The organism is Christensenellaceae bacterium 44-20, assembly GCA_041223705.1.
In the GTDB taxonomy this organism is placed as follows: Bacteria; Bacillota; Clostridia; order Christensenellales; family Christensenellaceae; genus QANA01.
Genome location: JBCLQU010000001.1, coordinates 90,624 through 113,834, shown reverse-complemented (window position 1 = coordinate 113,834; position 23,211 = coordinate 90,624). Strand labels below are relative to the sequence as shown.

General features: G+C 55.8%; 23 protein-coding genes and 3 tRNA genes. 8 read left to right on the top strand and 18 right to left on the bottom strand.

Annotated features, from left to right (window positions below; translation table 11 throughout):
• Positions 1-59 precede the first annotated feature (59 nt).
• A complete protein-coding gene (locus AALG83_00635) occupies positions 60-2,270 on the bottom strand; it encodes a PBP1A family penicillin-binding protein (protein ID MEY8381670.1) in 2,211 nt (736 codons plus the stop codon).
• 262 nt (positions 2,271-2,532) lie between these two features.
• On the opposite strand from AALG83_00635, the gene AALG83_00630 reads away from it, so the two are divergent.
• Genes AALG83_00630 through AALG83_00620 form a run of 3 tightly spaced genes read left to right on the top strand, consistent with a single transcriptional unit; the run spans position 2,533 to position 3,967 of the window.
• The gene (locus tag AALG83_00630) at positions 2,533-2,817 is read left to right on the top strand and encodes an anti-sigma factor antagonist (protein ID MEY8381669.1); all 285 of its coding nucleotides are present in this window, start codon (positions 2,533-2,535) and stop codon (positions 2,815-2,817) included.
• Between the two features lie 26 nt (positions 2,818-2,843).
• Positions 2,844-3,251, top strand: coding sequence for an anti-sigma F factor (spoIIAB, locus tag AALG83_00625; protein ID MEY8381668.1), 408 nt, complete (start codon positions 2,844-2,846; stop codon positions 3,249-3,251).
• Positions 3,248-3,967, top strand: a complete 720-nt coding sequence (locus tag AALG83_00620; GenBank protein MEY8381667.1) for a SigB/SigF/SigG family RNA polymerase sigma factor — start codon at positions 3,248-3,250, stop codon at positions 3,965-3,967. The genes spoIIAB and AALG83_00620 overlap by 4 nt, the downstream gene beginning before the upstream one ends.
• 48 nt (positions 3,968-4,015) lie before the next feature.
• Here AALG83_00620 and AALG83_00615 read toward each other — a convergent pair whose 3' ends face one another.
• The 15 genes from AALG83_00615 to AALG83_00545 all read right to left on the bottom strand — a co-directional run bounded on the left by AALG83_00615 (position 4,016) and on the right by AALG83_00545 (position 19,847).
• The gene (locus tag AALG83_00615) at positions 4,016-5,482 is read right to left on the bottom strand and encodes a trypsin-like peptidase domain-containing protein (protein ID MEY8381666.1); all 1,467 of its coding nucleotides are present in this window, start codon (positions 5,480-5,482) and stop codon (positions 4,016-4,018) included.
• Positions 5,483-5,522: 40 nt separating this feature from the next.
• Positions 5,523-6,971 (bottom strand): HAMP domain-containing sensor histidine kinase, encoded by a 1,449-nt coding sequence (locus tag AALG83_00610; GenBank protein MEY8381665.1) that lies wholly within the window; start codon positions 6,969-6,971, stop codon positions 5,523-5,525.
• The gene (locus AALG83_00605) at positions 6,968-7,648 is read right to left on the bottom strand and encodes a response regulator transcription factor (protein MEY8381664.1); all 681 of its coding nucleotides are present in this window, start codon (positions 7,646-7,648) and stop codon (positions 6,968-6,970) included. Before AALG83_00605 ends, AALG83_00610 begins: the two co-directional genes overlap by 4 nt.
• A 16-nt stretch (positions 7,649-7,664) precedes the next feature.
• Positions 7,665-8,108: a DUF523 domain-containing protein gene (locus AALG83_00600; protein MEY8381663.1), complete on the bottom strand. Its 444-nt coding sequence runs from the start codon at positions 8,106-8,108 to the stop codon at positions 7,665-7,667.
• Positions 8,109-8,165: 57 nt separating this feature from the next.
• Positions 8,166-10,526: an endonuclease MutS2 gene (locus AALG83_00595; GenBank protein MEY8381662.1), complete on the bottom strand. Its 2,361-nt coding sequence runs from the start codon at positions 10,524-10,526 to the stop codon at positions 8,166-8,168.
• Entirely contained in the window at positions 10,527-12,833 is a 2,307-nt protein-coding gene (locus AALG83_00590; GenBank protein MEY8381661.1) for a DUF3656 domain-containing protein, read from the bottom strand. It lies immediately after the preceding gene.
• Positions 12,834-12,907: 74 nt separating this feature from the next.
• Entirely contained in the window at positions 12,908-13,303 is a 396-nt protein-coding gene (gene zapA / locus AALG83_00585) for a cell division protein ZapA (protein MEY8381660.1), read from the bottom strand.
• A gap of 93 nt (positions 13,304-13,396) precedes the next feature.
• A complete protein-coding gene (locus AALG83_00580) occupies positions 13,397-13,900 on the bottom strand; it encodes a YcxB family protein (protein MEY8381659.1) in 504 nt (167 codons plus the stop codon).
• Positions 13,901-13,963: 63 nt separating this feature from the next.
• Positions 13,964-15,475, bottom strand: coding sequence for an FGGY-family carbohydrate kinase (locus tag AALG83_00575; GenBank protein MEY8381658.1), 1,512 nt, complete (start codon positions 15,473-15,475; stop codon positions 13,964-13,966).
• Between the two features lie 90 nt (positions 15,476-15,565).
• Positions 15,566-17,083 carry an FGGY-family carbohydrate kinase gene (locus AALG83_00570; GenBank protein ID MEY8381657.1) on the bottom strand — a complete coding sequence of 506 codons (1,518 nt, stop codon included), beginning with the start codon at positions 17,081-17,083 and terminating at the stop codon, positions 15,566-15,568.
• Positions 17,084-17,146: 63 nt separating this feature from the next.
• The gene (locus AALG83_00565) at positions 17,147-17,560 is read right to left on the bottom strand and encodes a GtrA family protein (protein MEY8381656.1); all 414 of its coding nucleotides are present in this window, start codon (positions 17,558-17,560) and stop codon (positions 17,147-17,149) included.
• A 9-nt stretch (positions 17,561-17,569) separates the two neighbouring features.
• Positions 17,570-18,073, bottom strand: coding sequence for a GNAT family protein (locus AALG83_00560; protein ID MEY8381655.1), 504 nt, complete (start codon positions 18,071-18,073; stop codon positions 17,570-17,572).
• A 119-nt stretch (positions 18,074-18,192) separates the two neighbouring features.
• Positions 18,193-18,411: a cold-shock protein gene (locus AALG83_00555; protein ID MEY8381654.1), complete on the bottom strand. Its 219-nt coding sequence runs from the start codon at positions 18,409-18,411 to the stop codon at positions 18,193-18,195.
• A gap of 200 nt (positions 18,412-18,611) precedes the next feature.
• Positions 18,612-19,172, bottom strand: coding sequence for a haloacid dehalogenase-like hydrolase (locus tag AALG83_00550; GenBank protein MEY8381653.1), 561 nt, complete (start codon positions 19,170-19,172; stop codon positions 18,612-18,614).
• Positions 19,173-19,229: 57 nt separating this feature from the next.
• Positions 19,230-19,847 carry a 4'-phosphopantetheinyl transferase superfamily protein gene (locus AALG83_00545; protein ID MEY8381652.1) on the bottom strand — a complete coding sequence of 206 codons (618 nt, stop codon included), beginning with the start codon at positions 19,845-19,847 and terminating at the stop codon, positions 19,230-19,232.
• Between the two features lie 22 nt (positions 19,848-19,869).
• On the opposite strand from AALG83_00545, the gene AALG83_00540 reads away from it, so the two are divergent.
• Entirely contained in the window at positions 19,870-20,031 is a 162-nt protein-coding gene (locus AALG83_00540) for a hypothetical protein (protein ID MEY8381651.1), read from the top strand.
• An 83-nt stretch (positions 20,032-20,114) separates the two neighbouring features.
• Positions 20,115-20,372, top strand: coding sequence for a helix-turn-helix domain-containing protein (locus tag AALG83_00535; protein ID MEY8381650.1), 258 nt, complete (start codon positions 20,115-20,117; stop codon positions 20,370-20,372).
• A 106-nt stretch (positions 20,373-20,478) separates the two neighbouring features.
• Here AALG83_00535 and AALG83_00530 read toward each other — a convergent pair whose 3' ends face one another.
• Together AALG83_00530 and AALG83_00525 are read right to left on the bottom strand one after the other, a co-directional pair.
• Positions 20,479-21,924, bottom strand: coding sequence for a 4Fe-4S dicluster domain-containing protein (locus AALG83_00530; protein ID MEY8381649.1), 1,446 nt, complete (start codon positions 21,922-21,924; stop codon positions 20,479-20,481).
• 97 nt (positions 21,925-22,021) lie between these two features.
• Positions 22,022-22,534, bottom strand: coding sequence for a biotin transporter BioY (locus AALG83_00525; protein MEY8381648.1), 513 nt, complete (start codon positions 22,532-22,534; stop codon positions 22,022-22,024).
• A gap of 168 nt (positions 22,535-22,702) precedes the next feature.
• Between AALG83_00525 and AALG83_00520 the strand changes: the two genes are divergently transcribed.
• The 3 genes from AALG83_00520 (at position 22,703) to AALG83_00510 (ending at position 22,979) form a co-directional block, all read left to right on the top strand.
• Positions 22,703-22,777: transfer RNA gene (locus AALG83_00520), tRNA-Gly, on the top strand.
• Positions 22,778-22,823: 46 nt separating this feature from the next.
• Positions 22,824-22,897 (top strand) — tRNA-Gly (locus AALG83_00515).
• A 6-nt stretch (positions 22,898-22,903) separates the two neighbouring features.
• A tRNA-Lys gene (locus tag AALG83_00510) sits at positions 22,904-22,979 on the top strand.
• The last annotated feature ends 232 nt before the right edge of the window (positions 22,980-23,211 follow it).

Sequence of the window (23,211 nt, the reverse complement as noted above, 5' to 3'; positions counted from 1 at the left end):
CCAAAAAGCCTTGCATCAAAATGGTGCAGGGCTTTTTGATTGCTTTGGGCCAGCCCCTGCTATCCCTGCCCCGCTCCGCTGTCCGGCGAATAGGCATAGATACTGGAATAATCCTCCTCGGCATAATAGTTTGCCGGAGTCAGCCGGTAAATATAGGCCTGGCCCTTCTGTGCCGTCCGGTCGGTTTTCGTGCTCCCGCCCCGAAGCACGGCAACTTTCTCGAATTCTCCCGGCCCAGGCGCTTTGCGCTCCAAAACATATCGGTAGCTCCGATCCGCCGTAAACGTGATGACGGGATACCCCTTTTCCCCCTGCGCAACCCGGAAATCCTCTGGCATGACCGCCGCCTTGGCCGGGATTCTCCCCTTTCTGAAGTATTCCACAGCGATATTATCCGCCTTCTCGCTCTTGCTGGCCAGCATGACGTTGTTCTTCTCCAGCTGCCTCTTATTTAGCAGCACTCGCTCTATGCCCGATGGCTTTTGCATCGTGGGCGCTTCCGCCTCCTCATAGAGGTGGGAGAAAATTTTTGCGGCAAAGCGCGCCGGATATGTTCCGCCCGTTACTCCTTTGGGCAGCGAGTGCGCAGAGTCCGTCTTGTCAAAGCCCATCCAGCAGCAGACGATGTATTCGCTGTTATACGCCACAACCCAAGCGTCCTTATTGTTGCTGGCATCGTCGTAGGTGCTGGTGCCCGTCTTGGCCGAAAGCTCCATCTCCAGCTCGGAAAGCGCGCTGTGCGCCGTCCCGTACTGCACAGTTGATTCCAGCATGGAGCTCATCAGATATGCGCTCTGGGAAGAGAGCACGGCGTTTTTCTCCTCCCTTGCCTGGTATACTACATTCTGATCGCGGTCCAAAATTTTGCTGATCGAGGCCGGCGCGGCGTAATAGCCCCCTGAAGCAAAGGGCTGATATGCCGCCGCCAGCTCCAGCGGGCTGACGCCAGTGGTAAACCCGCCCAGCGCCAAAGAAAGGCTGTCGTCCCTCTCGTCGAATGGAATGCCCACGGCGCTGGCATAGCTCTTTGCCCGGCCGACGCCCACCTCCTGCAAGAGCTTGACCGCCGGGATATTGATCGAGTACGCGACGCAGTCCCGCAGGCTTACCCATCCCCGGTAGTTGTCCCCGGAGTTTCTGGGCGTATAGCCGGAGAAATCCGTGGGTTCATCCATGAGCGTGCTCGTCGTATCATAGCCCAGGTATTCCAGCGCCGGCGCATAGACCAGAATTGGCTTGATGGCCGAGCCCGGCTGGCGGCGCATACTGGTAGCGCGGTTAAACGCCAGGCGCGTGGTATGCTCCCTGCCGCCCAGCAGTGCCAGAATTTTTCCCGAATCCACCGAAAGCACGACCATCGCACATTCACAGCTGGAGCCGTCCGCCGCGTTTTGCGGAAAAAGCGAGGTGTCTTTGGCCGTCTGCTCCAGATACTGCTGCAAATCGGGATCCAGATTGGTGTAAATCTCATAACCGCCTGTCATCAGCTCGGTATATCCGATGCCCAGAGCTTCGCAGGCGTCTGCGAGAACCATGTCCGTGTAGTAGCCATAGAGATATTCGCTCTCCTCTTTTTCCGCCAGAACAAGCGGCTCGGCCTGGGCCTGTGCCGCCTGTTCCTCCGTCAAAAGCTCATTTTTCAGCATCTGGTTTAGTACCAGATTGCGCCGCTCCAGCGCCTTTTCCGGGTGGATATGCGGCGCATAATTGGTGGGAGATTTGAGAACGCCGGCCAGCAGCGCGCCTTCCGCAATGCTCAGCTCGCTGGCGGATTTCCCGAAATAAAAACGGGCAGCATTTTCAATTCCATAAGCGCCCCGGCCAAAATACGCCTCGTTGAGATAGAGCTCCAAAATCTCATCTTTTGAATACTCTTTTTCCAGCTTAAACGCCATCATGATCTCCGCCAGCTTGCGGCGCACTGTCTGATCCGGCCGCAGCTGCGAAAGCTTGATGAGCTGCTGGGAGATGGTGCTGGCGCCCTGGCGGATGCTCCCGCTCTTCATATCTTCGATGAGTGCGCCGCCAATGCGCACGAAATCGATCCCGCCATGCTCATAAAACCGCGCATCCTCGATGGCGATAAACGCGTTGCGCACATGGACCGGGATCTGATCGATGCCAATATAGCGCCTGTCCTGCTCTCCGGCCAGCGTCAGATATTCCTCGCCGTTTTTATCATAGATGCGCAGAGAGATCTGCATGCTGTCCTTAATCTGGCTCGGCTCAAACTGCTGCCACTCCTCAATGCCCATCAAATACGAAGCCATGAATATTATGGCAGAAATTGTCAATACTAAAAGCGAGAGTATGCAAATTTTAAAGATGCGCCATGCCCTTCCCGGCCTCTTTTTTTCTTTTGTTTTGCTCATACGCACCTCCCGTGTTATCATCCCCATAAAGCGAAAATTTACCAGCGGTTTTTTATGGAAATCGCAATTTCATTTTTCGCCAAAAGCAGTGTTTTTTCTTCCAAGGGTTATTTGCCCAAAAAGAGAATTATTTTGGTTAGGATGCTTAGGAGGAATTTTTATGACGCAAAAAATTGTGCGCCTTTCGGGAGAGCTCGATCATCATAGCGCCGCTCCCCTGAAGGAAAAGCTGGATACGCTCATCAAATCCGGCGGCAAAGGCCTGCGGCTCGTTCTGGATTTTGGGGATGTTACTCTGATGGATAGCTCTGGAATCGGGCTGATCATCGGGCGCTATAAGCTGCTCAAAAACAGCGGCGGCGAGCTGGCCGTGCAGGGGCTAAATCAGCAAATCGACAAGGTTTTTCGCCTTTCTGGGCTGTATCGCATTATCAAAAAAATTTAACGGGGGAAAGAAACGTGAACAATAAGATGGAACTGCGGTTTCCTGGAATCTCTGCAAACGAGGGCTTCGCGCGCATCTGCGCAGCCGCTTTCGCCTCTCAGCTGGATCCCACGCTGGAAGAAATCGCAGATATCAAAACCGCAATCTCGGAAGCTGTTACCAACGCCATCGTCCATGCCTATCAGGAAAAAGGCGGGGAGGTCGTCCTGCGCGGCGAGCTGGGCGAGCGCTTCGTGCGCTTTGAAATCGAGGATAGCGGCAAAGGCATCGAAAACCTGGAGGAGGCGCTTCAGCCTTTCTATACCACTTGCCAGGGCGAGGAGCGCAGCGGCATGGGCTTCACCGTCATGCAGACTTTTATGGACGAGATGCAGGTCGCTTCCCAGCCCGGCCAGGGGACAAAAGTGATGCTTTTTAAGAAAATCGGAAAATGAGCGCGCTTCTCTCCCACGAACAAACACTGCAGCTCATTTCCGCCGCGCAAAACGGCGATGAGCAGGCCAAGGAAGAGCTGATCGAGAAAAATATCCCGCTGGTCAAAAGCATCGTCAAGGGCTATCTCGGCCGTGGGACGGAATATGAAGATCTCTTTCAGCTTGGAAGCCTCGGGCTTTTAAAGGCAATTTTGCATTACGACGCCTCTTTTGAGGTGCGCTTTTCGACTTACGCCGTGCCGCTCATCTCGGGCGAGATCAAGCGCTTTCTGCGGGACGACGGCCCGGTTAAGGTCAGCCGGGTTTTGCGCGAGAATGCCGCCAAGGCCTACCGCGCGGCCGAGCAGCTCAAAAAAGAGCTTGGCCGGGAGCCCACCACGGCCGAGCTGGCTAAAGCCGCCGGCATGACAGAAGAAGATCTCATCGAGTGCACGGATGCCTCCCGCGCTCCCCTTTCCATCGATGAACCCCTCTGCCAGGATTCAGATGCCACACTGCTGGATACGCTCAGCGTCTCGGAAGACGAGCATACCATCAACCGCCTTCTGATCCGCCAGCTGCTCGCGCAGTTTTCTCCCAGGGAGCGCCAGGTCATCATGCTGCGCTATTTCGGGGATAAAACCCAAAGCCAAATCGCCGCGCTCATCGGTGTCTCCCAGGTGCAGGTTTCCCGCATCTTAAAATCCAGCCTGCAAAAGATGCGGGATGCAATCTAGCACACAAAACTCCATAAAAAAAGCAGCGGATATTCCGCTGCTTTTTTGCTATTCTTCCGTCATCTGGTTGACGTCTCCGATGGGAATTGTAAAATCCATCTCCTGCCCGTCTCTCCAGACGGTAACCTCAATGCTCTCTCCCACCTTCTTGGCGTTCACCAAATCCGACATATTCACTTTGGTCACATCCTGCCCCTCGCAGCGGATGATGATATCGCCCACCTGAAGGCCGGCCTGCTGGGCCGTGCTGCCGTTCATAAACGTCGCGATCATGTTGCCGGGCACGAGGTTGTTCGCCTCTGCTGTGGCCTGGGTAACTTCGCTGTACCGAATCCCGATGCCCGGGCGCTGTACGCTGCCCGAAGAGATGATCTGCTGCGCCGCGTCGATGGCATTGTTGATGGGAATCGCGAAGCCGATGCCCTCCGTGCTGACGCCGGAATTGGCCGAAGAGACCAGGCTCTTGAGCGTTACAACGCCAATCACCTCTCCCTTGGTGTTGAAGAGCGGGCCGCCGCTGTTGCCCGGGTTGACCGCCGCATCCGTCTGAATGAATTTCTGGCGGATGTTGTTGAACATCAGCTCGCGGTTGACCGCGCTGACATACCCCACCGTAACCGTGCCTGTCAGGTTCTGCCCGGCGCCCGAGGGATCCCCAATGGCGATCACCTGCTCACCCACGCGGGTAGCGTCCGAATCGCCAATGGCAACCGCCGGCAGCTCCGCATCGATTTTGAGCACGGCAATATCCAGGTTCTTGTCCCCGCCGATCAGCGTCCCGGCATATTCATTGCCGTCGTGATCCGTAACCACAAACTGCTCGCCGTCTTTGATGACATGATAGTTGGTTACGATATATCCCGAGGAGGAGATGACGAATCCCGTGCCCCGGGCAGAGGGCTGAAGCTGCCCGCCCTGGCTTTGCATGGTCGTTACGCCCACGACGCTCTTAAGCGCAGTTTCCGCAATTTCCGGAATCGGGTTGATCTGGTCTGTTATCGTAGGCGCCGTTCCGCCAATGCTGGCATCCGTATCGCCGCCGCCAACCGGGCCGCTGCCCTGGGAAGCGGAAGGCGTCGGCGTGATGCCGGCGCTGGGCCCAGGCGTTTGCTGATAGTCTCTAAAAATAGGATAGAGGAACGCTCCCATAATCACCGCCCCAACCAGGATGGCGCAGATGGCCCCCGCGGTAATCCCGATAATCAGCCCTGCCTTGCTCTTCTTTTTTCTCGCATGATTGGGCTGCCCGGCTCTGGGCGCATTATAGTTCTGGTATCCCCCGCCATACCGCGGCCCGCTGTCGTAAGCTCTGCGCGGCGGCTGGGGCACAAACGGCTGGCTCTGCTCGCTCTGCGCATTTTGCCAAAGCTGCGGCTCGCTGGGCTTGCCCCAGCTGGGCGCCTGCTCCTGCTCTGTGCGCTCCGGCTGCTCCTGCCCCGAAAAACGCTCGGGCGCCTCGCTCTTCTTCTCCTCGTCCGATGCGGAAAAGCCAGGCTGGTTCCATTCGTCGTTCATGTCGTGTTCCTCCTATTGATATGAATCATTGCTGATAAAACTATGCTTTCTTTTCTTCCGCCGCCTGCTCAAGCGTAAAGGTGAAAACCGTCCCCATGCCGGGCTTCGAATTGACCCAAATATCCTGCCCATGCTGGAGCAGAATTTTCTTGACGATGGAAAGCCCAAGCCCCGTCCCCGGCGATTTTCTGTTGTGCGATTTGTCCACTTTGAAGAACCGATCGAAAACAAAGGGCAAATCCTGCTCCGGGATGATCTCCCCGGTGTTGGAAATATTGACGTGCACTTTTCCATCTGCGCAGTAAACCCAGAGTTTCAAAGTCCCGTGCATTTCGCAGAATTTCACAGCATTGTCCAGCAGGTTGGTTACCACCTGGGCAATGCGATCCTGATCGGCCAAAACCATCAGCTGCTCTTCCGGAATATTGACGGCCAGCTCCAGGTTCTTCTCCTCAATCTTCCCGATAAACCGGATGAGCGAGCGGCGCAGCATTTCCGAGAGATCCCAGCGCGTCATATGCATGGGGAACTGCGCCGAATCGATCTTTGCCAAATCCAGCAGATCGCCTATGAGTATATTGAGCCTTTTGGTCTCGGATAATACGATCTCCAGGTACTGCTTTTGGTCCTCTCCCTCGATCGTCCCGTCCAGCATCCCCTGGACAAACCCCTGAATGGAGGTCATCGGGCTTTTGAGCTCGTGGGAGACGTTTGCCACGAAGCTCTGGCGCGTGTTCTCATATTTTTCCAGCTCGGCCGACATCATGTTGAACGTCTCGACCAGCTGGCCAATCTCCCCTTTTTCCCGCTGCTCAATGCGCTGGGAGAAATCTCCCTTGGCCAGAGCCTTGGCCGCGAGGTTGATATCATAGAGCGGCCGCAGCACCCGTTTTGAAAGGAGCAGGGAGCCCAGCGCCGCCACGGCAAAGCAAACTGCAAAGGCAATGAGCGTCTGCATGAGCAAAATCCGCATGGCGCTGGCGGTATCGGCCAGCCGCGTATGCAGATAGACCGTCCCAACCCGCTGCCCCGAGACGAGAATCGGGCTGCCCAGCGTTACAATCGGTTCGGCAAAAAGCCCCTGCCCGTCCTGCACGGTATAGCTCATCTTCCCCTGGGAAAGCGAGTCTGCCAGCACTGCCATGCCTCTGGCAAAATACGACTCATATTCCCCGGATTGCTCATCTCCCGTCAGCCGGAAAATGATATTGCCATAGGAATCCGCGATCCAGATGACGTATTTCTCATATTCCGCCATTTTATACAGCTCGCCAAACAGCGCTTCGCCTGTATCGCCAGCCGTATAGTTCTCCTGGAAAACATCACTGATGTTCTCCGCGCATCCGCCCAGCTCCTGGGTGGCCTGCTCAATGCCGTTCTCCTTCATGCGGATGACAAACAGCGTATTGGCCAGTATCAGCCCCAAGGCCGAAACCAGAGTGCATAGCCAGGCCACTCTGGCAAAAATCGTCCGCGTGCGGAACATCATTGCACCTCGAATTTATATCCAACGCCCCAAACCGTCTTAATCTGCCAGGAAGGCTGCTCTCCGAGCTTTTCCCGCAGCCGCTTGATGTGCACATCGACAGTTCTGGAATCCCCGTAGAAATCGAACTCCCAAACTTTCTGCAGGAGCTGCTCCCGCGTAAAAACCTTGTTGGGGTGGGAAGCCAGGAAATAGAGCAGTTCCAGCTCTTTGGGCGGCAGTTCCAGCTTTTTGCCGCAATACGTTACGGTATATTTGGAGAGAGAGATCTCGATATTCTCGTAGCGAATCGTGTCCTCCTGCTCGGGCGCATTCTCGCTTCTGCGGATGACCGCCTTGATGCGGGCGATGAGCTCCTTTGGCTCAAAAGGCTTGACGATATAGTCGTCTGCGCCCAGCTCCAGCGCCAGAACCTTATCGAAGGTATCTCCCTTCGCCGTCAGCATGATAACGGGAACGGCGCTCTCTTTGCGGATGTTTTTGATCACCTCAATCCCATCCATCTCGGGCATCATGATATCTAGCAGCACCAGATCCGGGCTCTCCCTCGAGAAAACCTCCAGCCCTGCCCTGCCGTTGGATGCCAGCAGCGCCTCCATCCCCTCTTTTTCCAGATAGAGACGGATCACCTTGCTGATATTTTCGTCGTCGTCGATTACCAAAATCCTGTTCTTGGCCATTTCCTTTTCCCCTTTTTCATTCGTCTATGCAGATAACTTCTATCCCGTTTTGCAAAAACAGCTCTGCCGCCACGCCGTTTCCCGCAGTAAGCGTTCCCGTAAAGGTGCCGTCGTAAATCCTGCCAACCCCGCAGGATGGGCTTTTGCTTTTCAGATAGACTGTCTCAACCCCTGCATCTTTTAGCTGCGCCAGCGCCACCCGCGCCCCCGCCAGAAACTGCGCTGTGCGGTCTTCGCCGTCCCGGCCAACCGCCCGGGCCTGCCCTTCCAGCACTGCTTTGCCCGTCCCGGTCAGCTCAGATGGCTCCCTTGGAACCGCCAGCCCGCCCAGGCATTCGGGGCAGATCAGCAAAATCTCCTCGCCCTCTGCCATGCGCCCCGCAATCTCTGCGCTGGGCTTTGCCCTGCCGTCATACCGGCATGCCTTTCCTGCCAGGCATGCGCTCGCCGCTATCCTCATTATAGCCTCCATTTATGAACAGAGTGTAACGTCAAGCTGAAATAACTTCCAACTGCGTCATTTTAATGTAACAATCGTAACTCCGTCTTCTCCTTCGCCAAATTTCCCCAGCCGGAATTCCGCCGCGTGCGGGTGCCGCCGCAGGAAATTCTGAACGCCGCTGCGCAGTGCGCCGGTTCCCTTGCCGTGAATGATGGAAACCTCGCTGAGCCCGGCCAGGAACGCATCATCCAGATAGCGGTCCACCTCCAAAATCGCCTCTTCCACGGTGTACCCATGCAGGTTGATGGAGAGCGGAACGCTCTTATGCGATAAAGAGACGCGGCTGGTGCGCACCCCTTTTTTCTTGCCCGTCTCTGCGCGCAGCTCCAAATCCGAAAGATGCACGTTCATGCTCATGATCCCCGCCTGCACGCCCACCATGCCCTTGGCATCCGGCAGGCTGGAGACCGTCGCGTCCACATCCAGGCTGTAGATATGCACGGTCTGCCCAACCGAAAGCTTGGCCGGGTTGGCGGGCATAGCCGGGCGGCGTCCCGGCTCAGCCTTCTTTTTGAGCACCTCTTTTTTTGCAGAGATCTCTCTGCGCACTTTCTCCGTCGTTTTGGTCGCCTGGCTCTCGCTCTGGCCCCGCAGCTTGCGCGCCTCTTTGATGAGCTGCTCGGTCTCCTCCTGCGCCTTTTTGACGATCTCCAGCGCATCCTTGTTTGCGCGCTCTATGGCGCTCTTGCGCTTATCCGCCAGCTCTTTTTCCAGCTTCTTGGCCCGGGCGTCCACCTCTTTGGCGTGTTCCTGCATCTGCCTGGCCCGCTCCAGCTCCCGCTCTGCCTGCTTTCGCGTGCGCTCTGCCTGCAAAATGAGGCTGTCGAATTCCAGGCGCTCCTGGCGCATAAAACCCTTTGCCTTCTCAATGATGGGCGTCTTGAGCCCCAGCCGCTTGGAAATGAGAAATGCGTTGCTCGAGCCCGCAACGCCCATGATCAGCCGGTAAGTCGGCCGCAGAGACTGTGCGTCAAACTCCATGCTGGCGTTTTCAAAGCCCTCTGCGTTCATCGCGTAAGCCTTGATCTCGCTGTAATGCGTGGTCGTCAGCAGCTTGCAGCCTCGGCCATTGAGCTCATCCAAAATAGCCAGCGCCAGCGCCGTTCCTTCCTCCGGGTCCGTCCCCGCGCCCATCTCGTCGATGAGCACCAGGCAGTGCGCCCCAGCCTTGCGCAGAATATAGATGATGTTGCGCATGTGCGAGCTGAACGTCGAGAGCGACTGCTCGATGCTCTGTTCATCGCCGATATCTGCAAAAATCTTCTCAAAGAGCGGCAGGCTGCTGCCCTCCAGCGCGGGCAGGAACAGCCCGCTCTGCGCCATGGCCGAAAATAGGCCGACCATCTTGAGCGTAACCGTCTTGCCGCCGGTATTCGGGCCGGTGATGATCAGCGTCCTGTGCTCATCCGAAACCGAGACAGAAACCGGAATCACTTCCTTTGCATCGATCAGCGGGTGCCGGCCAGAGCGGATATCGATGGTATCATCCCCGTTAAAGGCGACGGGCATGGCCCGCATCCGGATGGCCAGCGCCGCCTTGGCAAACACCAAATCCAGATATGTCAAAATATCCAGATCCGCCTGCATCTCATAGGTATAGGCCCCGGCCAGAGCTGATAGCTCCAGCAAAATCCGCTCGATCTCCTGCCTCTCCTCTTCTTCCAGAACCCGCAGGCGGTTGTTTGCCTCCACAATGCTCATGGGTTCGATAAACAGCGTCGCGCCGCTGGCAGACTGCCCGTGAATCAGCCCCGGGACATTGCCGCGGTATTCCTGCTTGACGGGCACAACATACCGCCCGTTCCGCATGGTGATAATCGCGTCCTGCAAATGCGCCGCGTGCTCTTTGCTGCGGATGATCGCGTTGAGCTTCTCGCGCACGAACGCATTTTCGTTTCTCTGCCTGCGCCGAATATCCCGCAGAGCCGGAGATGCCTGATCTGCGATCTCCTCCTCGCTCAAAATCGCGTCGTCAATGCGCCGGATGAGCATATCGTCGTAAAACAGCTGCTCCGCCAGCTCGGGCAGAAGCCGAAGCTGGCCGTTCTCGTCTTTTGTAATCCCTTTTTTTGCCCGCTTGGCCGCCTTCATCAGCCGGGAAACCCGCAGCAGCTCGGCGCAGGAAAGCCCCGCTCCGGCTTTGAGGCGCGTCAGCTCCCCGGTCAAATCGTCAAATCCCATCATGGGGTGGGCGGCGTTGGAAATGCTGATGCTCTCTGCCTCCCTGGTCTGCGCCATCAGCCGCTCGGCCTCCTGCCGATCTGTCGCCGGCAAAAGCGCCCTTGCCGCGGCCGCGCCCCGCTCGGAAACTGCGCAGTCCGCCAGCATCTCTTTTATCTTATCGTAGCCCAAAATCTTGAGCACTCTGTCATCCATCTATTCGATCCCTCGCTGTAAATGTCCTTTATTTACTTTACCTTTTATCATACCAGAAAAACCCACCAAAGCGCCAGTCTTTTGCGCTTTTTGATAGGCTGAAATCACCTGCGCCGCCTGCTCCGGCGTCTCCTGCCAAAAGCACAGCCGAATTCCCGCCGCCCCCGCCTGCCTGAGCGCGCCCAAATCCTCCATGGCCATGGGAACACTGGCCAAAACCTGAAGCAGGCAGCTGCTCACTCCGCCGCGCACCAAGGGGAATTCATATCCCTTGCCGTCCCGCAGTTGTGCCTTGCCGCATGTGCCGCATTTGCCCTGTTTTTTGAGCGGGCAGTGCCTCAGATACATCACTGGGATGCGCCCAAAGGCAACGACCTCTTTTTTCACACCCTGTATCTGCGCAATCTCACTCAAATTGAGCTCTGCACTCACGGCAATCTCTGCCGCGCCCAGCTTTTTCAGGCATTCTGCCGCCTCGCCGGAGGCAACATTCAGCGGAAAATCTGCGGCAAAGGGCATCCCCAATTTACGCGCCAGGGCAATCCCGGCCAGATTGCCCGCTAATATCCCGCAAAAGCAATCGTATTTGCGCAGCAGCCCCTCTGCCGCAGCGCTCTCAGCGTCATCCAGATAGGCGGGCAAGGCCAGATAGACGGCAATCCCCATCTCCTGCGCCTTTTCAAACTGTTTTTCATCGCAGGAACACCGCAGATAGACACGATCCGCCCCGGCCTCCAGCGCCGCCTGCGCCTGCTCCGCCGTCTGCACCTGTGCGGCCAAATAAAGCCCGCCAACCTGCACAGCCTCGCCAGCCCGCACTCCCTTTGCACGCTCCTCTGCCGGGCGCGCCGGGTAGAGCCTGGCTTTTCGCAAAAGCTTCTGCTCCATCTCGTCAATCGCCCGGCGGCGCAGCTCATTGAGAGCGGATGCAGGAAGAAAAGGGTTGCCCTCTATCTGCATCCGGGTGTGCTCCAGCCGGAACACCGTCCCGCCGGTTTTGCCTATCTGCGCGGCAATGCGCTCCCGATCCAGCGGCCTTTGCGCCTCCTGGCAAACCTCGGGTGCGGCCACCTCGCATTCCTGCCCCTGGCAGAAAAGCCGCAGGCGCGCCGGCTGTCCCGGCGCCGCAGTCAGCAGCGCCTGCATGGGCCAGGCAATCTCCCTTTCCATCAGCTCCTGTGCCCGCCGCATCTGCTGTGCATCCGTGGTGCGATAAGCCATATCCCCGTCCCGAGCCTCCGGGCTGACGGCAATGCGGTATCCGCCCGCAATGCGGTCGGCATAGGGAAGCGCCAGCCCGCCGTGCGATCGGCTCCCGGCGCGGAATTCCAGCCCATCGCCCTTCTGGATCTGCTCCTGCGTAGATAGAATGGCCTTCTTGGCTTTGACCTGCCCAATCCTGCCCAGCGCAGTGCCCAAATGCCCTGGCCGCTGTAAATAGGTAACATCCCGGCTGCCCTCCAAATAGCCCGTGCAAAAGCCGCCGCGGTTGTAAATTCTGCGCAGTTCTTCCATCGCCGCCTGCAAATCGAATTTCCTCCCATTTTCCAGGGCATCCAGCGCCTGGCGATAGGTATGCGTGACGATGGCGACGTACTCCGGCCGCTTCATCCGCCCTTCGATTTTGAGCGAGCAGACTCCCGCATCTTTGAGCGCGCCCAGCAGGCCGACCGCGCAGAGATCCTTGGTGCTCAAATGATACGCCTGTTCTCCCAGCAGATCATAGCTCTGCCGGCAGGGCTGTGCGCATCTTCCCCTGTTCCCGCTGCGTCCGCCGGCCATGCCCGAGAGCAGGCACGCCCCGGAAACGCTCGAGCAGAGCGCCCCATGGCAAAACGCCTCAACCGGAATGCCCGTCTGCGCCATTTGCCGCAGTCCTTCCAGCGTCGTCTCTCTGGCGGCCACCACCCGGCTGCATCCCAGCTCTGCCGCAAGCCGCGCCCCGGCCGCATCCTGCACGCCCATCTGCGTGCTGGCATGGATGGGCAGACCAGGGAAGAGCCGGTGCGCCTGCGCAATAAACCCCAAATCCGAGGCGATAATGGCGTCCACTCCCGCCTCATAGAGGAAAGCCGCCTCTTCCAGTGCCCGGCTCACTTCGCTCTGCTTGAGCATGATATTGATGGCCGCGTGCACCCGCTTGCCGCGCAAATGCGCATACTCAATCAGCTCCAATATCTCTTCTTTTTTAAAATTCGCCGCGTATGCCCGGGCGCTGAAGCCCCCGCCAAGATAGCAGGCATCCGCCCCGGCCGAAAAGGCCGCTTTGGCAGACTGCATATCCCCTGCCGGGGCCAGTAACTCCATTTTTTTCATCTTTCCCATCTAAAAATCCGTCCCAAAAGCAAAAAATGCGCGTGAGGCCACGCGCATCTCCATTCTCAATGATTTTTCCTCTTAAAATGCCCCTGTTTTAACTGCCGGTTTTCCTCTTCCAGCTTCTGGCAGATCTCCTGAAGCCTTCGGATTTCGGCATTTTCGCCGGGCTGAGCGGGCGTTTTCATGCTCAGTTCAATCTCCGCTTTGCGCAACGCCTCCCGCATTTGCCGCACCTGCTCTTCCAGCTCTTGCAGCACCGCGCGGGATTTCTGCAATTCATCCGTCAGGTTCAGCGCGACCAGTGTGGTAATCGAAGCATTGCCAACGCCAACATAGCTTTTGGCCGTCTCGGCAATCTGCTGATTGAGCGTATACGCCAGCTGATTGACGTATTCGCCGCTCTCATCCGAAACAATGCGATATTCTTTTCCAGCGATATTCACGGTTATCTTTCCCATCGCCCACACTCCCCGCCTAGTTTAATCTATTATACAACAATTTTGCTTTTCTTACAATATATCCCGCAAAAATGGCGCAAAACAGAGCGGTTTTCAGCGGATTTTGCAGCGTTTTCCCAGATTTTCCTTCAAAATTCTGCGCAGTGCCTGCTCGCCGCCCTCCGGGAGCGCCTCTTTTTCCATGGCGATCAGCTGGGAGCGGTTGACAAACAGGATGAAATAGCGCCGGTTCTCGTAGGCGCGGTAAATCTCTCCCCAGCCCGTAAAAGCGCGCCCCTCGCGCTGTAAAAGCTCGGTCTCAATTCCCTCTGCGCTCACGGTATAGCGCGCGTGTGTCGCTTTCTCCACATCGTGGGATTTATTCATGCGGTAAATGCCAAAGGAGAGCACGCCAATCAGCAAAAATGGATACAGCACCAGCACCAGGCTCAAATACAGCATGACGCCCTGCGGATTTAACAGCAAATTCAGCCCGCCGATGACGACGCAGAGCACAGATAAGATGATCAGCGTGGGCGTCTTGCAAAAGGCGTTCCAGTAGCTGATGACCCTATATTCTTTTTTATCCAGCTTTGTCTCCAGTGTTACGCGATCCATCCTCTTTCCCCATCCTTTCTGCTGCATCAATTATAGTATAAAACCGCGGCCGCATTCAAGCGATTACGCCATTTGGGCAAAAATCTCTTTCAGCGCCGGATAGCATTTGCGGTATAGCCCAAGCTTTTCCCGGTAGATCTGCGCGTGCGCCAAATTGGGCTCAAACTCTTTTTCCACGGACAAAAACTCATTTGCCGCAGAAAAATCCGAATAAAGGCCGACGCCCACGCCGCCGCAGACTGCCGCCCCCAGCGAGCCGACTTCCCCGCCCACGCTCAGGCGCAGCATCCTGCATCCCATGGCATCCGCCATCATCTGGCAGACGAGATCGCTGCCTGCTGCCCCTCCGGCAACCGATGCCGTTTGGGGCGCGGGCTTTCCCGAAAGCTCGGCCAGATCTTCCATCATCATGGCCAGGTGCAAAGCCGCCCCCTCAAAGACTGCCCGCTTGAGATCCGCATCTGTATGGTGCATGGAAAGCCCCAGAAAACAGCCCTTTGCCCTGGCATCGAAATAGGGCGTGCGCTCGCCCTGCAAAAAAGGCAGGAAGATGAGCCCCCTCGCGCCCACGGGCGACTGCGCCGCCCGCTCCGCCAGGGCCTCAAAGATCGGTATGCCCGCCTGCGCCGCCCGCTTCTCTTCCCGGCCGCAGAGGTTTTGCCGCATCCAAGCGATCGAGCCGCCAAAGGCGTTCATCGTCCCGGCGAGATCGCCTGTGCCCGGCTGGATGCCCGCCCAGAACTCATACCGCTCCTGCGGATCCGTGATATCTGCCGGCACATGCAGCCGCGCTGTGGTAGACGTGCCCAGATGGAAGTTGGTCTCGCCCAGCGTCCCAGCGCCGATATTGGCCACCTGCCCATCCATGCCGCCCGGGACGACCGGCGTCCCCTCCGCAAGGCCGGTCTCTGCCGCCGCCTGCCGGGTAACATACCCGGCCACTTCCCGGCCGCTGACGATCTCCGGAAAAAGCCCCTGCCGCAGGCCAGCTGCCGCGATGATCTCCGGATTCCACGCCATCTTTTTATAATCATAGGCCATATAGCCGCAGGCATCCGAATAATCCGTGCACATCCGCCCCGTCAGCCGATAGACGATGACGTCCTTTGCCGTCAGCACTTTGTGCGTTTTCTGATAAACCTCCGGCCAATGCTTCTTAATCCACATGAGTTTGGTGATGGTATAGGCCGTGGAGCATTTGTGCCCGGTAACTTCATAGCATTTTTTCGCGCCAAAGGCCGCCTCCAGCTCCGCCTGCTCCTGGCCGCTTCGGCTGTCGCTCCATAGAAGAGAGGGCGCCAGGAAATTGCCCTGCTCATCCAGGCATGTGCAGCAATGCCCCATGCCTCCAAAGCAGACCGCCGCGATCTGCGCCGGATCGATCCCTGCCGTTACAGCCCTGGTCGCCTGGCAGACGGCTTCCCACCAATCCTGCGGGCGCTGCTCGATGGCGCCGCCCTGGGCATAGAACGTCTGGTAAGCGACTGTCTTGCTGGCGATCAGGCGCCCATCCGCCGAGAAAAGCGCCGCCTTGTCTCCGCTGGTTCCAATATCATGCGCCAATAGATATTTCATCGTTTCCCCCAAGTATGCCTTTGCTCAAATTTTATCAATAAAAAGAAAAAGCCAAGGAAAGCCGGCGAGCCTCCCTTGGCCTTTTTTCTGCTATTCTTTGATCTCCTCAAAGATGGGCTCCAGAGCCGCATAAGCGCGCTCAAACAAAGGCAGAATCTGCTGATAGCGCTTCACATTTTCGGGAATCGGCTTGGTCGTCCCCGTAATCTCGACGAACTGGTTGGCCACGGAGAAATCCTTAAAAATGCCCACGCCCACGCCGGCGCAGATCGCCGCGCCCAGCGAGCCGACCTCATCCGAGACGTTGATATTCATCATCTCGCAGTTCATCACATCCGCCATAATCTGGCAGACTAGCTTGCTCTTGCTGGCACCGCCGGAAATCGTCGCCTTTTGGGGCGGCTGCTTGCCGGAGATCTCTTCTAACTGCTTCATCATCAGCGCCAGATGCAGAGCGCATCCCTCCATCACGGCGCGCTTCATATCGTCCTGCGTATGCTGCATGGTCAGGCCGATGAAGCACCCCCTGGCTTTCGCATTAAAATAAGGGGAGCGCTCGCCCTGCAAGTAGGGCAGGTAGATGAGCCCGCGCGCGCCCACAGGAGATTTGGCCGCATTCTCGTTGATAAATTCAAAGATATTTTTGCCCGTCTCTTTGGCGAGCTGCGCCTCTTTGGCGCAAAGGTTATCCCGCATCCAGGCGATCGAGCCGCCAAAGGCGTTCATCGAGCCGGACATGGAGACTTCGTTCGGGTCGTCGATATTGCACCAGATCTCATAGCGCTGCTGTTCATCCAGCACATCCGCCGGGACATTGAGCGATGCGCCCGAAGATGTGCCCAGGTGGAAGCCCGTCTCGGCCAGGGTTCCCCGGCCCACGCCTGCCACGCCGCCGTCCATGCCGCCTGGGACGACCGGCGTCCCTTCCGCAAGGCCCGAGGCCTCCGCCGCCTCTTTGGTAACATACCCCGCGACCTCGATGCCGCTGACGATCTCCGGGAACATGGAGTAATTAAGCCCGCAGGCCTCGATCATCTCCCGATCCCACTGCTTAGTGCGGTAGTTATAGGCCATATAGCCGCTGGCATCCGAATAATCCGTGCACATCCGCCCCGTCAGCTTATAGACGATGACATCCTTTGCCGTCAGCACTTTATACGTCTTGCTGTAAATTTCGGGCTTGTGCTTCTTCATCCACATCATCTTGGTGATGGTATAGGAAGAAGAGGGCTTATGCCCGGTAACTTCATAGCATCTTTTTGCCCCGACGATCTGCTCCAGCTCCTCCTGCTCGCGGTAGGAGCGCACGTCGCTCCATAAAATCGAGCGATCCAGGAAGTTGCCCTGCTCATCCAGGCATGTGCAGCAATGCCCCATGCCCCCAAAGGAAACTGCGGCGACGTCTTTGGGGTCGATCTTCGCCATCAGCTGCCGGGTTCCCTCGCAAACTGCCCTCCACCAGTCGCTCGGATCCTGCTCGCGCACGCCGTCGTCCCCGTAAAAAGTCTCGTAGGGGGTGATCACGCTGCCCAGCATCTTGCCATCCTCCTGGAACAGGGCGACTTTATCCCCGCTCGTCCCAAGATCATGCGCCAATAGATACTTCATGTTCTTTCCTCCAAATCTCTCATTCAGTTTTTCACTGATGCCCTCATTATACGCGAATCCCGCCTATTCTTCAACCGCCGTTTTCTTAAAAATGAACAGTTTGCTGAAAACATAGTTGGCGATGACGACAACTACCTGCATGATGAGCTTGGCAAGATTCTCATTCCAGTGCAGCGCCCCGATCATCAGCCATAATCCCAGCTCTTCCATGCCCAGCGAAACCAGCCGCGCCGCAATAAAAGCAAAAAATTCCCGCGCCAGCTCTTTTTTGGAAAGCCCTTTGCTCTCAAAGACAAACAGCTTGTTGGTGATATATGCGAACAGCACGGCCAAAATCCAGGAGACGATATTGCTGGCCAGGTAGTGGATGCCCAGCATCGTGTTGCAGGCGTAGTAGGAGCCAAAGCTCACCACTGTCGTCAGGGCGCCAAACACAACATAAAGCACTAGTTCTTTTGTCAGTTTAAATTTCTTCAAGAGTCCCTCCTACTTTACCAGAGCATAGATGCAGGAATCGTGCATCCGCCCGTTTTTATATACGCTCTGCTTCAAAATTCCTTCCAGCGCGAACCCCGCTTTTTCCAAGACGCGCCGCGAGCCCTGATTATAGGCATATGGCTCCGCATAGATGCGGACAATATCAAACGCTTCAAAGGCTTCCTGGCAGATCTGCGCCACGGCCCGGCTCATAATTCCCCTGCTCCAGAAAGGCTCGGCCAGCCAATATCCCAGCTCGGCCGATCGGCGGTAAACATCCTGACCCAGGCAGACGGCAATGCTGCCCACAGGCTTTCCCTCCACGCAGATGGCGCGGCAAAGCTGGCCTTTTCCCTCGCCTTTGATACAGCTCTCAATAAAATCGGCGGCATCCTGCTCGGCATACGGGAAAGGGAAAACATCCCGCAAATTCTCCGCCACTTTGCGGTTGTTGGCGTAATGCCAAATTTCCCCCGCATCTTCCATCCTCCAGGGCCGCAGCAAAACTTCCATCTTCATCTCTCCCTTTTCATATTGCCTTGTATTATAGCAGAAAAGCGCCGCGCTGCCTAGCGCTCCGCAAACTTCCGGGATCAAAAAAATGCCCCAAAAAGGGGCATTTTTCATTTTATTTACTCCTCAACCGGAACAACGTTCACAGCACGCAGCTTACCGCTGTTTCTGGGATCTGCCTCAGTCTCGAAAGTAACTTTCTGGCCTTCTGCAAGAGTCTTGAAGCCATCGCAGACGATTGCGGAGAAATGCACGAACACATCGTCGCCGCCATCATCATTCGAAATGAAGCCGAAGCCTTTGCCTGCGTTAAACCACTTTACTGTACCTTTATTCATTGTAAATAGGTACCTCCTCTTAATATTCATATCCTTTTGTGCTTAAAAAGAACTCACATATTTTTGTAAACCATTTTTCTAACAAGCAAATGGCTTACAAAAATATGTGAGTCCATCCTACATTTAGAATACGTTTTCAGTATAGTTCTGCCCCTCTGGTTTGTCAAGCATTTTCCATAGAAAAAGCGGCAATTCTTGCCCTACCATGGCCACGGGAGCACCTGCCCTTTTTGGATGAAAAAGGCCTGGGCCGCCAGTTCTGCCATAGGGGAATCGGATTTGGAATCCGAATAAAAATTTTCCACAGCCGCCTGCCCAAATTGCTCCCGGAAACGCCGCACTTTCTCCTTGCCATGGCAGTTCACGCCGCTGTAAATCCCTGTTTTCGCATCGACTCGGGACGCGATGGGCGGCAAAATCCCCAGCTGCCTGCAAGGCGTCTCCAGCAGAAATTCCGGGGAAGCGGAGATCACCAGATCCCCTTCTGCTTTCACACCCAGATACCACGCCTGGATGTTTCCCATGTGCGCCTGCCAGAATTGCTCCACTGCCTGCCCCGCATCCGGGACGCCCCGCAAAAACCGATAGAAATTCTGCTTGAATCTGGTCTTGGGCATCAGATGCAGGAGAAAACCCACCGCGCAAATGCCTGTTCTGGGCAGAGAAAGCCAGGTTCTAGGGTATTTTTTCAGGCAAAACGCGAAAAAATCCCGGGTGCTGTCTCCATCATAAATTGTGCCGTCAAAATCAAATACATTCATGCCTCTTTCCCCCTCTTTTGCCGGCCCTGCTTTGGCCCGCATCCTTCAAAGCTGCATCTACCCGCCCATAACCACGCGCCGCACGGTTTTCATACTCTTCCCGCATAAACACATGCAGTATTCCGGCTCCAAAGCGATGGGCAAAAACTCAATTTCTCCCAATTTCGATACGATGCCTCCGCGTTCCACCACTGAAAAATCCCCAAACGAAGCATCGATCCCTCGGCCGAGCAGCTTGACATAGCTCTCCTTAGCCGTCCAGACCTGAAAAAATGCCTTTTGGCTTTGGGCCGCAAACAATGCCTCCTGCGGGTGAAAAAAGCGCCGGGCGATGTGTTCGGCCGGGCATGGGCGCATCTTTTCGAGATCCAGCCCCACCGACGCATCGGATATGGCGCAGGCCCAGTATCCATCTGTATGCGAAACCGAGCACGCGATCTCCGGCGCATCCGGAAAATAGGGCTTTCCCTTTTGCGTGCGCGCAATGCGCTCAAAGCGCTCCTGCCCTTCGCCGCCGCAAAAGTGCCTGGCACACGCGCGCAGGCGCTCCTCGCCACCGTTCTTCTGCGCTCCCGGGTAAAGATATAGGTTGACGCTCATTCTCTTTTCAGGCCCAGCGCCTTCCCCAGCATTTCCACAGGCGCCGCCCTTCTCCCCTTTTCTGTTTTCGCTCATCCGCCGCCATTTTGCCAGGCAATTGGCGCAAGATTATCGTCCTTTTTATTATTTTAGATCAATTCAGGCGTTTTTGCAAAAAGGCCTTGGGCAGGAATGGAGCAAAACCGACGGCTGTCTGGAAATGAGCAAAAAATATTTTGCCGAGAAAAGCCCTGCACTCTTCCTAGTGCCAACATATTAGCAATAAAACACTTCCTTTTCCCATTGAGGATACAAGCAAATGCATCCATAATTTTCCAATACTGTATTTTTTAGGAGAAACATATGAATGCACTCAATCAAATCGTCGCGAAAAATATCCTTCGCCTGCGGGAAAAAGCCGGTCTTTCCCAATTAGTCCTTGCGCTCAATGCCGAAATCACACCAAACGCGCTTTTCGAAATTGAGCATACCTGCGGCAATCCCAGGCTCAACACACTCTCCAAGATCGCCCGTGCCCTAGGCGTTCCCCTGCACCGCCTTTTCGAGGAGTGCGAATCCCCATCCGAATCGCTGGCCTCGCTGATGCAGGAGAGTTTTTAGGCAAACGCCGCATTGTGATTCCCGTTCCGCACCGGCGGCAATAAAGTATCGTCGTCTCAAAGAAAAAGAAGCGCAGCCACTGCTGTGCTTCTTTGTTTTTCATTTTTTAGAAAAGTTCTTCCTCCATGGCCTGCGTCGCCTCGGAAATCGTGCGCTCGGCCTCTCTGCCAAATTTATCGACCTGCTCTTTATTTCTCGGATCGTGCGTCAGGCAGCCTGCCCCGCCGATACATCCTCCGATGCAGGCCATGCCCTCAATAAAGTTATTTTGCAGGCGGCCTTTGGAGGCTCTGAGCAGCGCCTTATGGCATTGCTCGATTCCATCGCATGTAACGGGATCGATATGGAACTCCGAAGCGCCCTGTTCCCGAATCGCCTCCCGCACCGCATCCGTTACGCCGCAGCTCCGGGCGAAAATCCGGCCGTAGTAGGAGGCGTTATCCAGCTTCTCCTCGGGCAGCTCGGCGGGATCGATATTTCTGCTATCGATAAGCGCCTGCAGTTCCTCGAACGTCAGCACACTATCCACATATGGCCGGACGCGCTCCTGGCGCACTTCCAGCTTTTTCGCCGTGCAAGGCCCGATAAACACAACCTTGGCCCCGGGATCCGCCTCTTTAATGCGCTGAGAGATGGCCGCCATGGGGGAAAGGTTATGCGAGACATGCTCCAGCAGCTCGGGGAAATTCTTGCGCACATATGTTACAAACGCGGGGCAGCAGGAGGTCGTCAAAAAGCCCTTTTCCATGAGCTCCCTGCTCTCTGCCATGGCCACCATATCCGCGCCCAGCGCCGCTTCCACGACTTTATAGAAGCCCAAAGCCTTGATGGCGCTGATCACCTGCCCCAGCTTCGCATAGGAAAACTGGCTGGAAATAGAGGGCGCCACCACCGCATACAGCTTATACTTGGTGTTATCCTGGCTGCCGCGGATCAGGTCGATCACCTCGAGCAGATAAGATTTATCCATAATCGCGCCAAACGGGCACTGGTAGACGCAGGCGCCGCAGGAGATGCACTTGCTGTTATCGATATGGGCAAACTGCTGTTCATCCTTTCCAATCGCCCCAACTTTGCAGGCCGCCTCGCAGGGGCGTTTGCGGTTGGCAATGGCGCTATAGGGGCAGACGCTCGCGCATTTTCCGCAGTTGACGCATTTTTCTTTATTGATATGCGCCTTCTGGTGCTTATCAAAGGAGATCGCACCCACGGGGCAGACGTCTTCACAGCGGTGCGCAATGCAGCCGCGGCAGGAATCCGTCACTTCATAGCCGCCCACCGGGCATTCATCGCAGGCAATATCCAAAACTTCTATGACGTTCGGGTTTTCCTTATCTCCCCCAAACGCCATTCGGATGCGCTCGCCGACGATCGCCCGCTCCTTATAGATGCAGCAGCGCATCGTCGCCTCTTTGCCCGAGACGATTTGAGAAGGGATTTCCAGCACCGCCCGATCCAGCTTATCTTCAAAGGCATACCGCGCCACTTCCCGCAGCACTTTGTATTTCAAATGTTGAACTTTGGTATCAAATTTTCTGGTTTTCAACGGAATACCTCCAGTCTCTTTCCATCAGTAAATATTTATCGATATTATTTTATCAAATTTCTCAGAAAAAGAGAAGAGCCGTGCGCATGAAATTTTTTCTTTTCTATTCCTGTGCATGGTAAGCCAACGCATCCCGCACTTTTATGCTCAAAAATGCGGCTGATGCAATTTTTACGGCATCTCCAGGTAAAAACGGGAAAACACAGACGCCCAGGGCATACCAAATCTCAGCCTTTGCGCTGAGCACGAACCAAGCTGTTCCCAGCGTGTAACATGCTGCCAGCCCCAAAAGCATTCCTGCCGCATACCTCCAAAAATTGCGGCGCTCTTTGCAGAAGATCCCAGCAAAAAACGCTGCGGGCAGATATCCAATGAGGTATCCCCCAGTAGGCCCAAATAGCGCCCCAAGCCCAGCGTTGAACCCCGCAAACACTGGAAGGCCTGCCGCTCCAAGCACCAGGAACAGCATTACGGCAAACACCGCCTCTGCCGCCGAGAGCATTCCGCCTGCGGCAAACACCGCCAAAAGCGCCAAGTTGATGGGCACAGGCCCAATGGGTATGCTGATTTGCGAAAAAACCGCAGCCAATGCTGCAAAGACTGCGATATTTGCCATTTTTCGTATCGTCAATTTCATATCTTTTGATCCAATCTTTTTTCTATCCCCTAGCATAGCAAGCAAAAGCGGAAAGTGTCAATGGCATTTTAAAAAAAGTTTTCCGAAAGGCCTTGACTTTACACGCCCAGGTGATTATAATTATTGACGTGCTAAATCGCAGGGTTTGCGGGAGTGGCTCAGTGGTAGAGCGTCGCCTTGCCAAGGCGAATGTCGCGAGTTCGAATCTCGTCTTCCGCTCCATTTTTTAGGCTGGAAGTTTGGGAGCAATCCCTCTTCCGCTACACTTGCGGGTGTAGCTCAATGGTAGAGCTCCAGCCTTCCAAGCTGGCTACGTGGGTTCGATTCCCATCACCCGCTCCAGTATAAGCACCTCTAGCTCAGTTGGTAGAGCACCTGACTCTTAATCAGGGTGTCCAGAGTTCGAGCCTCTGGAGGTGCACCAAAAAACCGCTTTGTTAAGCGGTTTTTTTATTGCCTTTTGCAGCAAAACCCTACTCCGACTACATTTTGACTACAAAACGGTGTTTGCCCGCTAGCCTCCGTTACAAATTTTTAATACAGCAAATACTTCCCCAAAAAAGGCCAGAGAAATCGTAATTTTTTCGCATTGCTGACGCGCTCGTTTTTTTGATTCGGGTTTTATCTCTATATATTGTCCCATAATTTTCTTAACA

What these genes read in the sequence shown, in the direction of transcription:
- AALG83_00620 (MEY8381667.1), top strand. Translation starts at nt 3,248, where the DNA reads ATGAGCGCGCTTCTCTCCCACGAACAAACACTGCAGCTCATTTCCGCC.
- AALG83_00570 (MEY8381657.1), bottom strand. Translation starts at nt 17,083, where the DNA reads ATGAAGTATCTATTGGCGCATGATCTTGGGACGAGCGGGGATAAAGTC.
- AALG83_00600 (MEY8381663.1), bottom strand. Translation starts at nt 8,108, where the DNA reads ATGAGGATAGCGGCGAGCGCATGCCTGGCAGGAAAGGCATGCCGGTAT.
- AALG83_00595 (MEY8381662.1), bottom strand. Translation starts at nt 10,526, where the DNA reads ATGGATGACAGAGTGCTCAAGATTTTGGGCTACGATAAGATAAAAGAG.
- AALG83_00535 (MEY8381650.1), top strand. Translation starts at nt 20,115, where the DNA reads ATGAATGCACTCAATCAAATCGTCGCGAAAAATATCCTTCGCCTGCGG.
- AALG83_00545 (MEY8381652.1), bottom strand. Translation starts at nt 19,847, where the DNA reads ATGAGCGAAAACAGAAAAGGGGAGAAGGGCGGCGCCTGTGGAAATGCT.
- AALG83_00550 (MEY8381653.1), bottom strand. Translation starts at nt 19,172, where the DNA reads ATGAATGTATTTGATTTTGACGGCACAATTTATGATGGAGACAGCACC.
- zapA (MEY8381660.1), bottom strand. Translation starts at nt 13,303, where the DNA reads ATGGGAAAGATAACCGTGAATATCGCTGGAAAAGAATATCGCATTGTT.
- AALG83_00590 (MEY8381661.1), bottom strand. Translation starts at nt 12,833, where the DNA reads ATGGAGTTACTGGCCCCGGCAGGGGATATGCAGTCTGCCAAAGCGGCC.
- AALG83_00555 (MEY8381654.1), bottom strand. Translation starts at nt 18,411, where the DNA reads ATGAATAAAGGTACAGTAAAGTGGTTTAACGCAGGCAAAGGCTTCGGC.
- AALG83_00630 (MEY8381669.1), top strand. Translation starts at nt 2,533, where the DNA reads ATGACGCAAAAAATTGTGCGCCTTTCGGGAGAGCTCGATCATCATAGC.
- spoIIAB (MEY8381668.1), top strand. Translation starts at nt 2,844, where the DNA reads ATGGAACTGCGGTTTCCTGGAATCTCTGCAAACGAGGGCTTCGCGCGC.
- AALG83_00525 (MEY8381648.1), bottom strand. Translation starts at nt 22,534, where the DNA reads ATGGCAAATATCGCAGTCTTTGCAGCATTGGCTGCGGTTTTTTCGCAA.
- AALG83_00610 (MEY8381665.1), bottom strand. Translation starts at nt 6,971, where the DNA reads ATGATGTTCCGCACGCGGACGATTTTTGCCAGAGTGGCCTGGCTATGC.
- AALG83_00615 (MEY8381666.1), bottom strand. Translation starts at nt 5,482, where the DNA reads ATGAACGACGAATGGAACCAGCCTGGCTTTTCCGCATCGGACGAGGAG.
- AALG83_00635 (MEY8381670.1), bottom strand. Translation starts at nt 2,270, where the DNA reads ATGGCTTCGTATTTGATGGGCATTGAGGAGTGGCAGCAGTTTGAGCCG.
- AALG83_00580 (MEY8381659.1), bottom strand. Translation starts at nt 13,900, where the DNA reads ATGGATCGCGTAACACTGGAGACAAAGCTGGATAAAAAAGAATATAGG.
- AALG83_00575 (MEY8381658.1), bottom strand. Translation starts at nt 15,475, where the DNA reads ATGAAATATCTATTGGCGCATGATATTGGAACCAGCGGAGACAAGGCG.
- AALG83_00605 (MEY8381664.1), bottom strand. Translation starts at nt 7,648, where the DNA reads ATGGCCAAGAACAGGATTTTGGTAATCGACGACGACGAAAATATCAGC.
- AALG83_00560 (MEY8381655.1), bottom strand. Translation starts at nt 18,073, where the DNA reads ATGGAAGTTTTGCTGCGGCCCTGGAGGATGGAAGATGCGGGGGAAATT.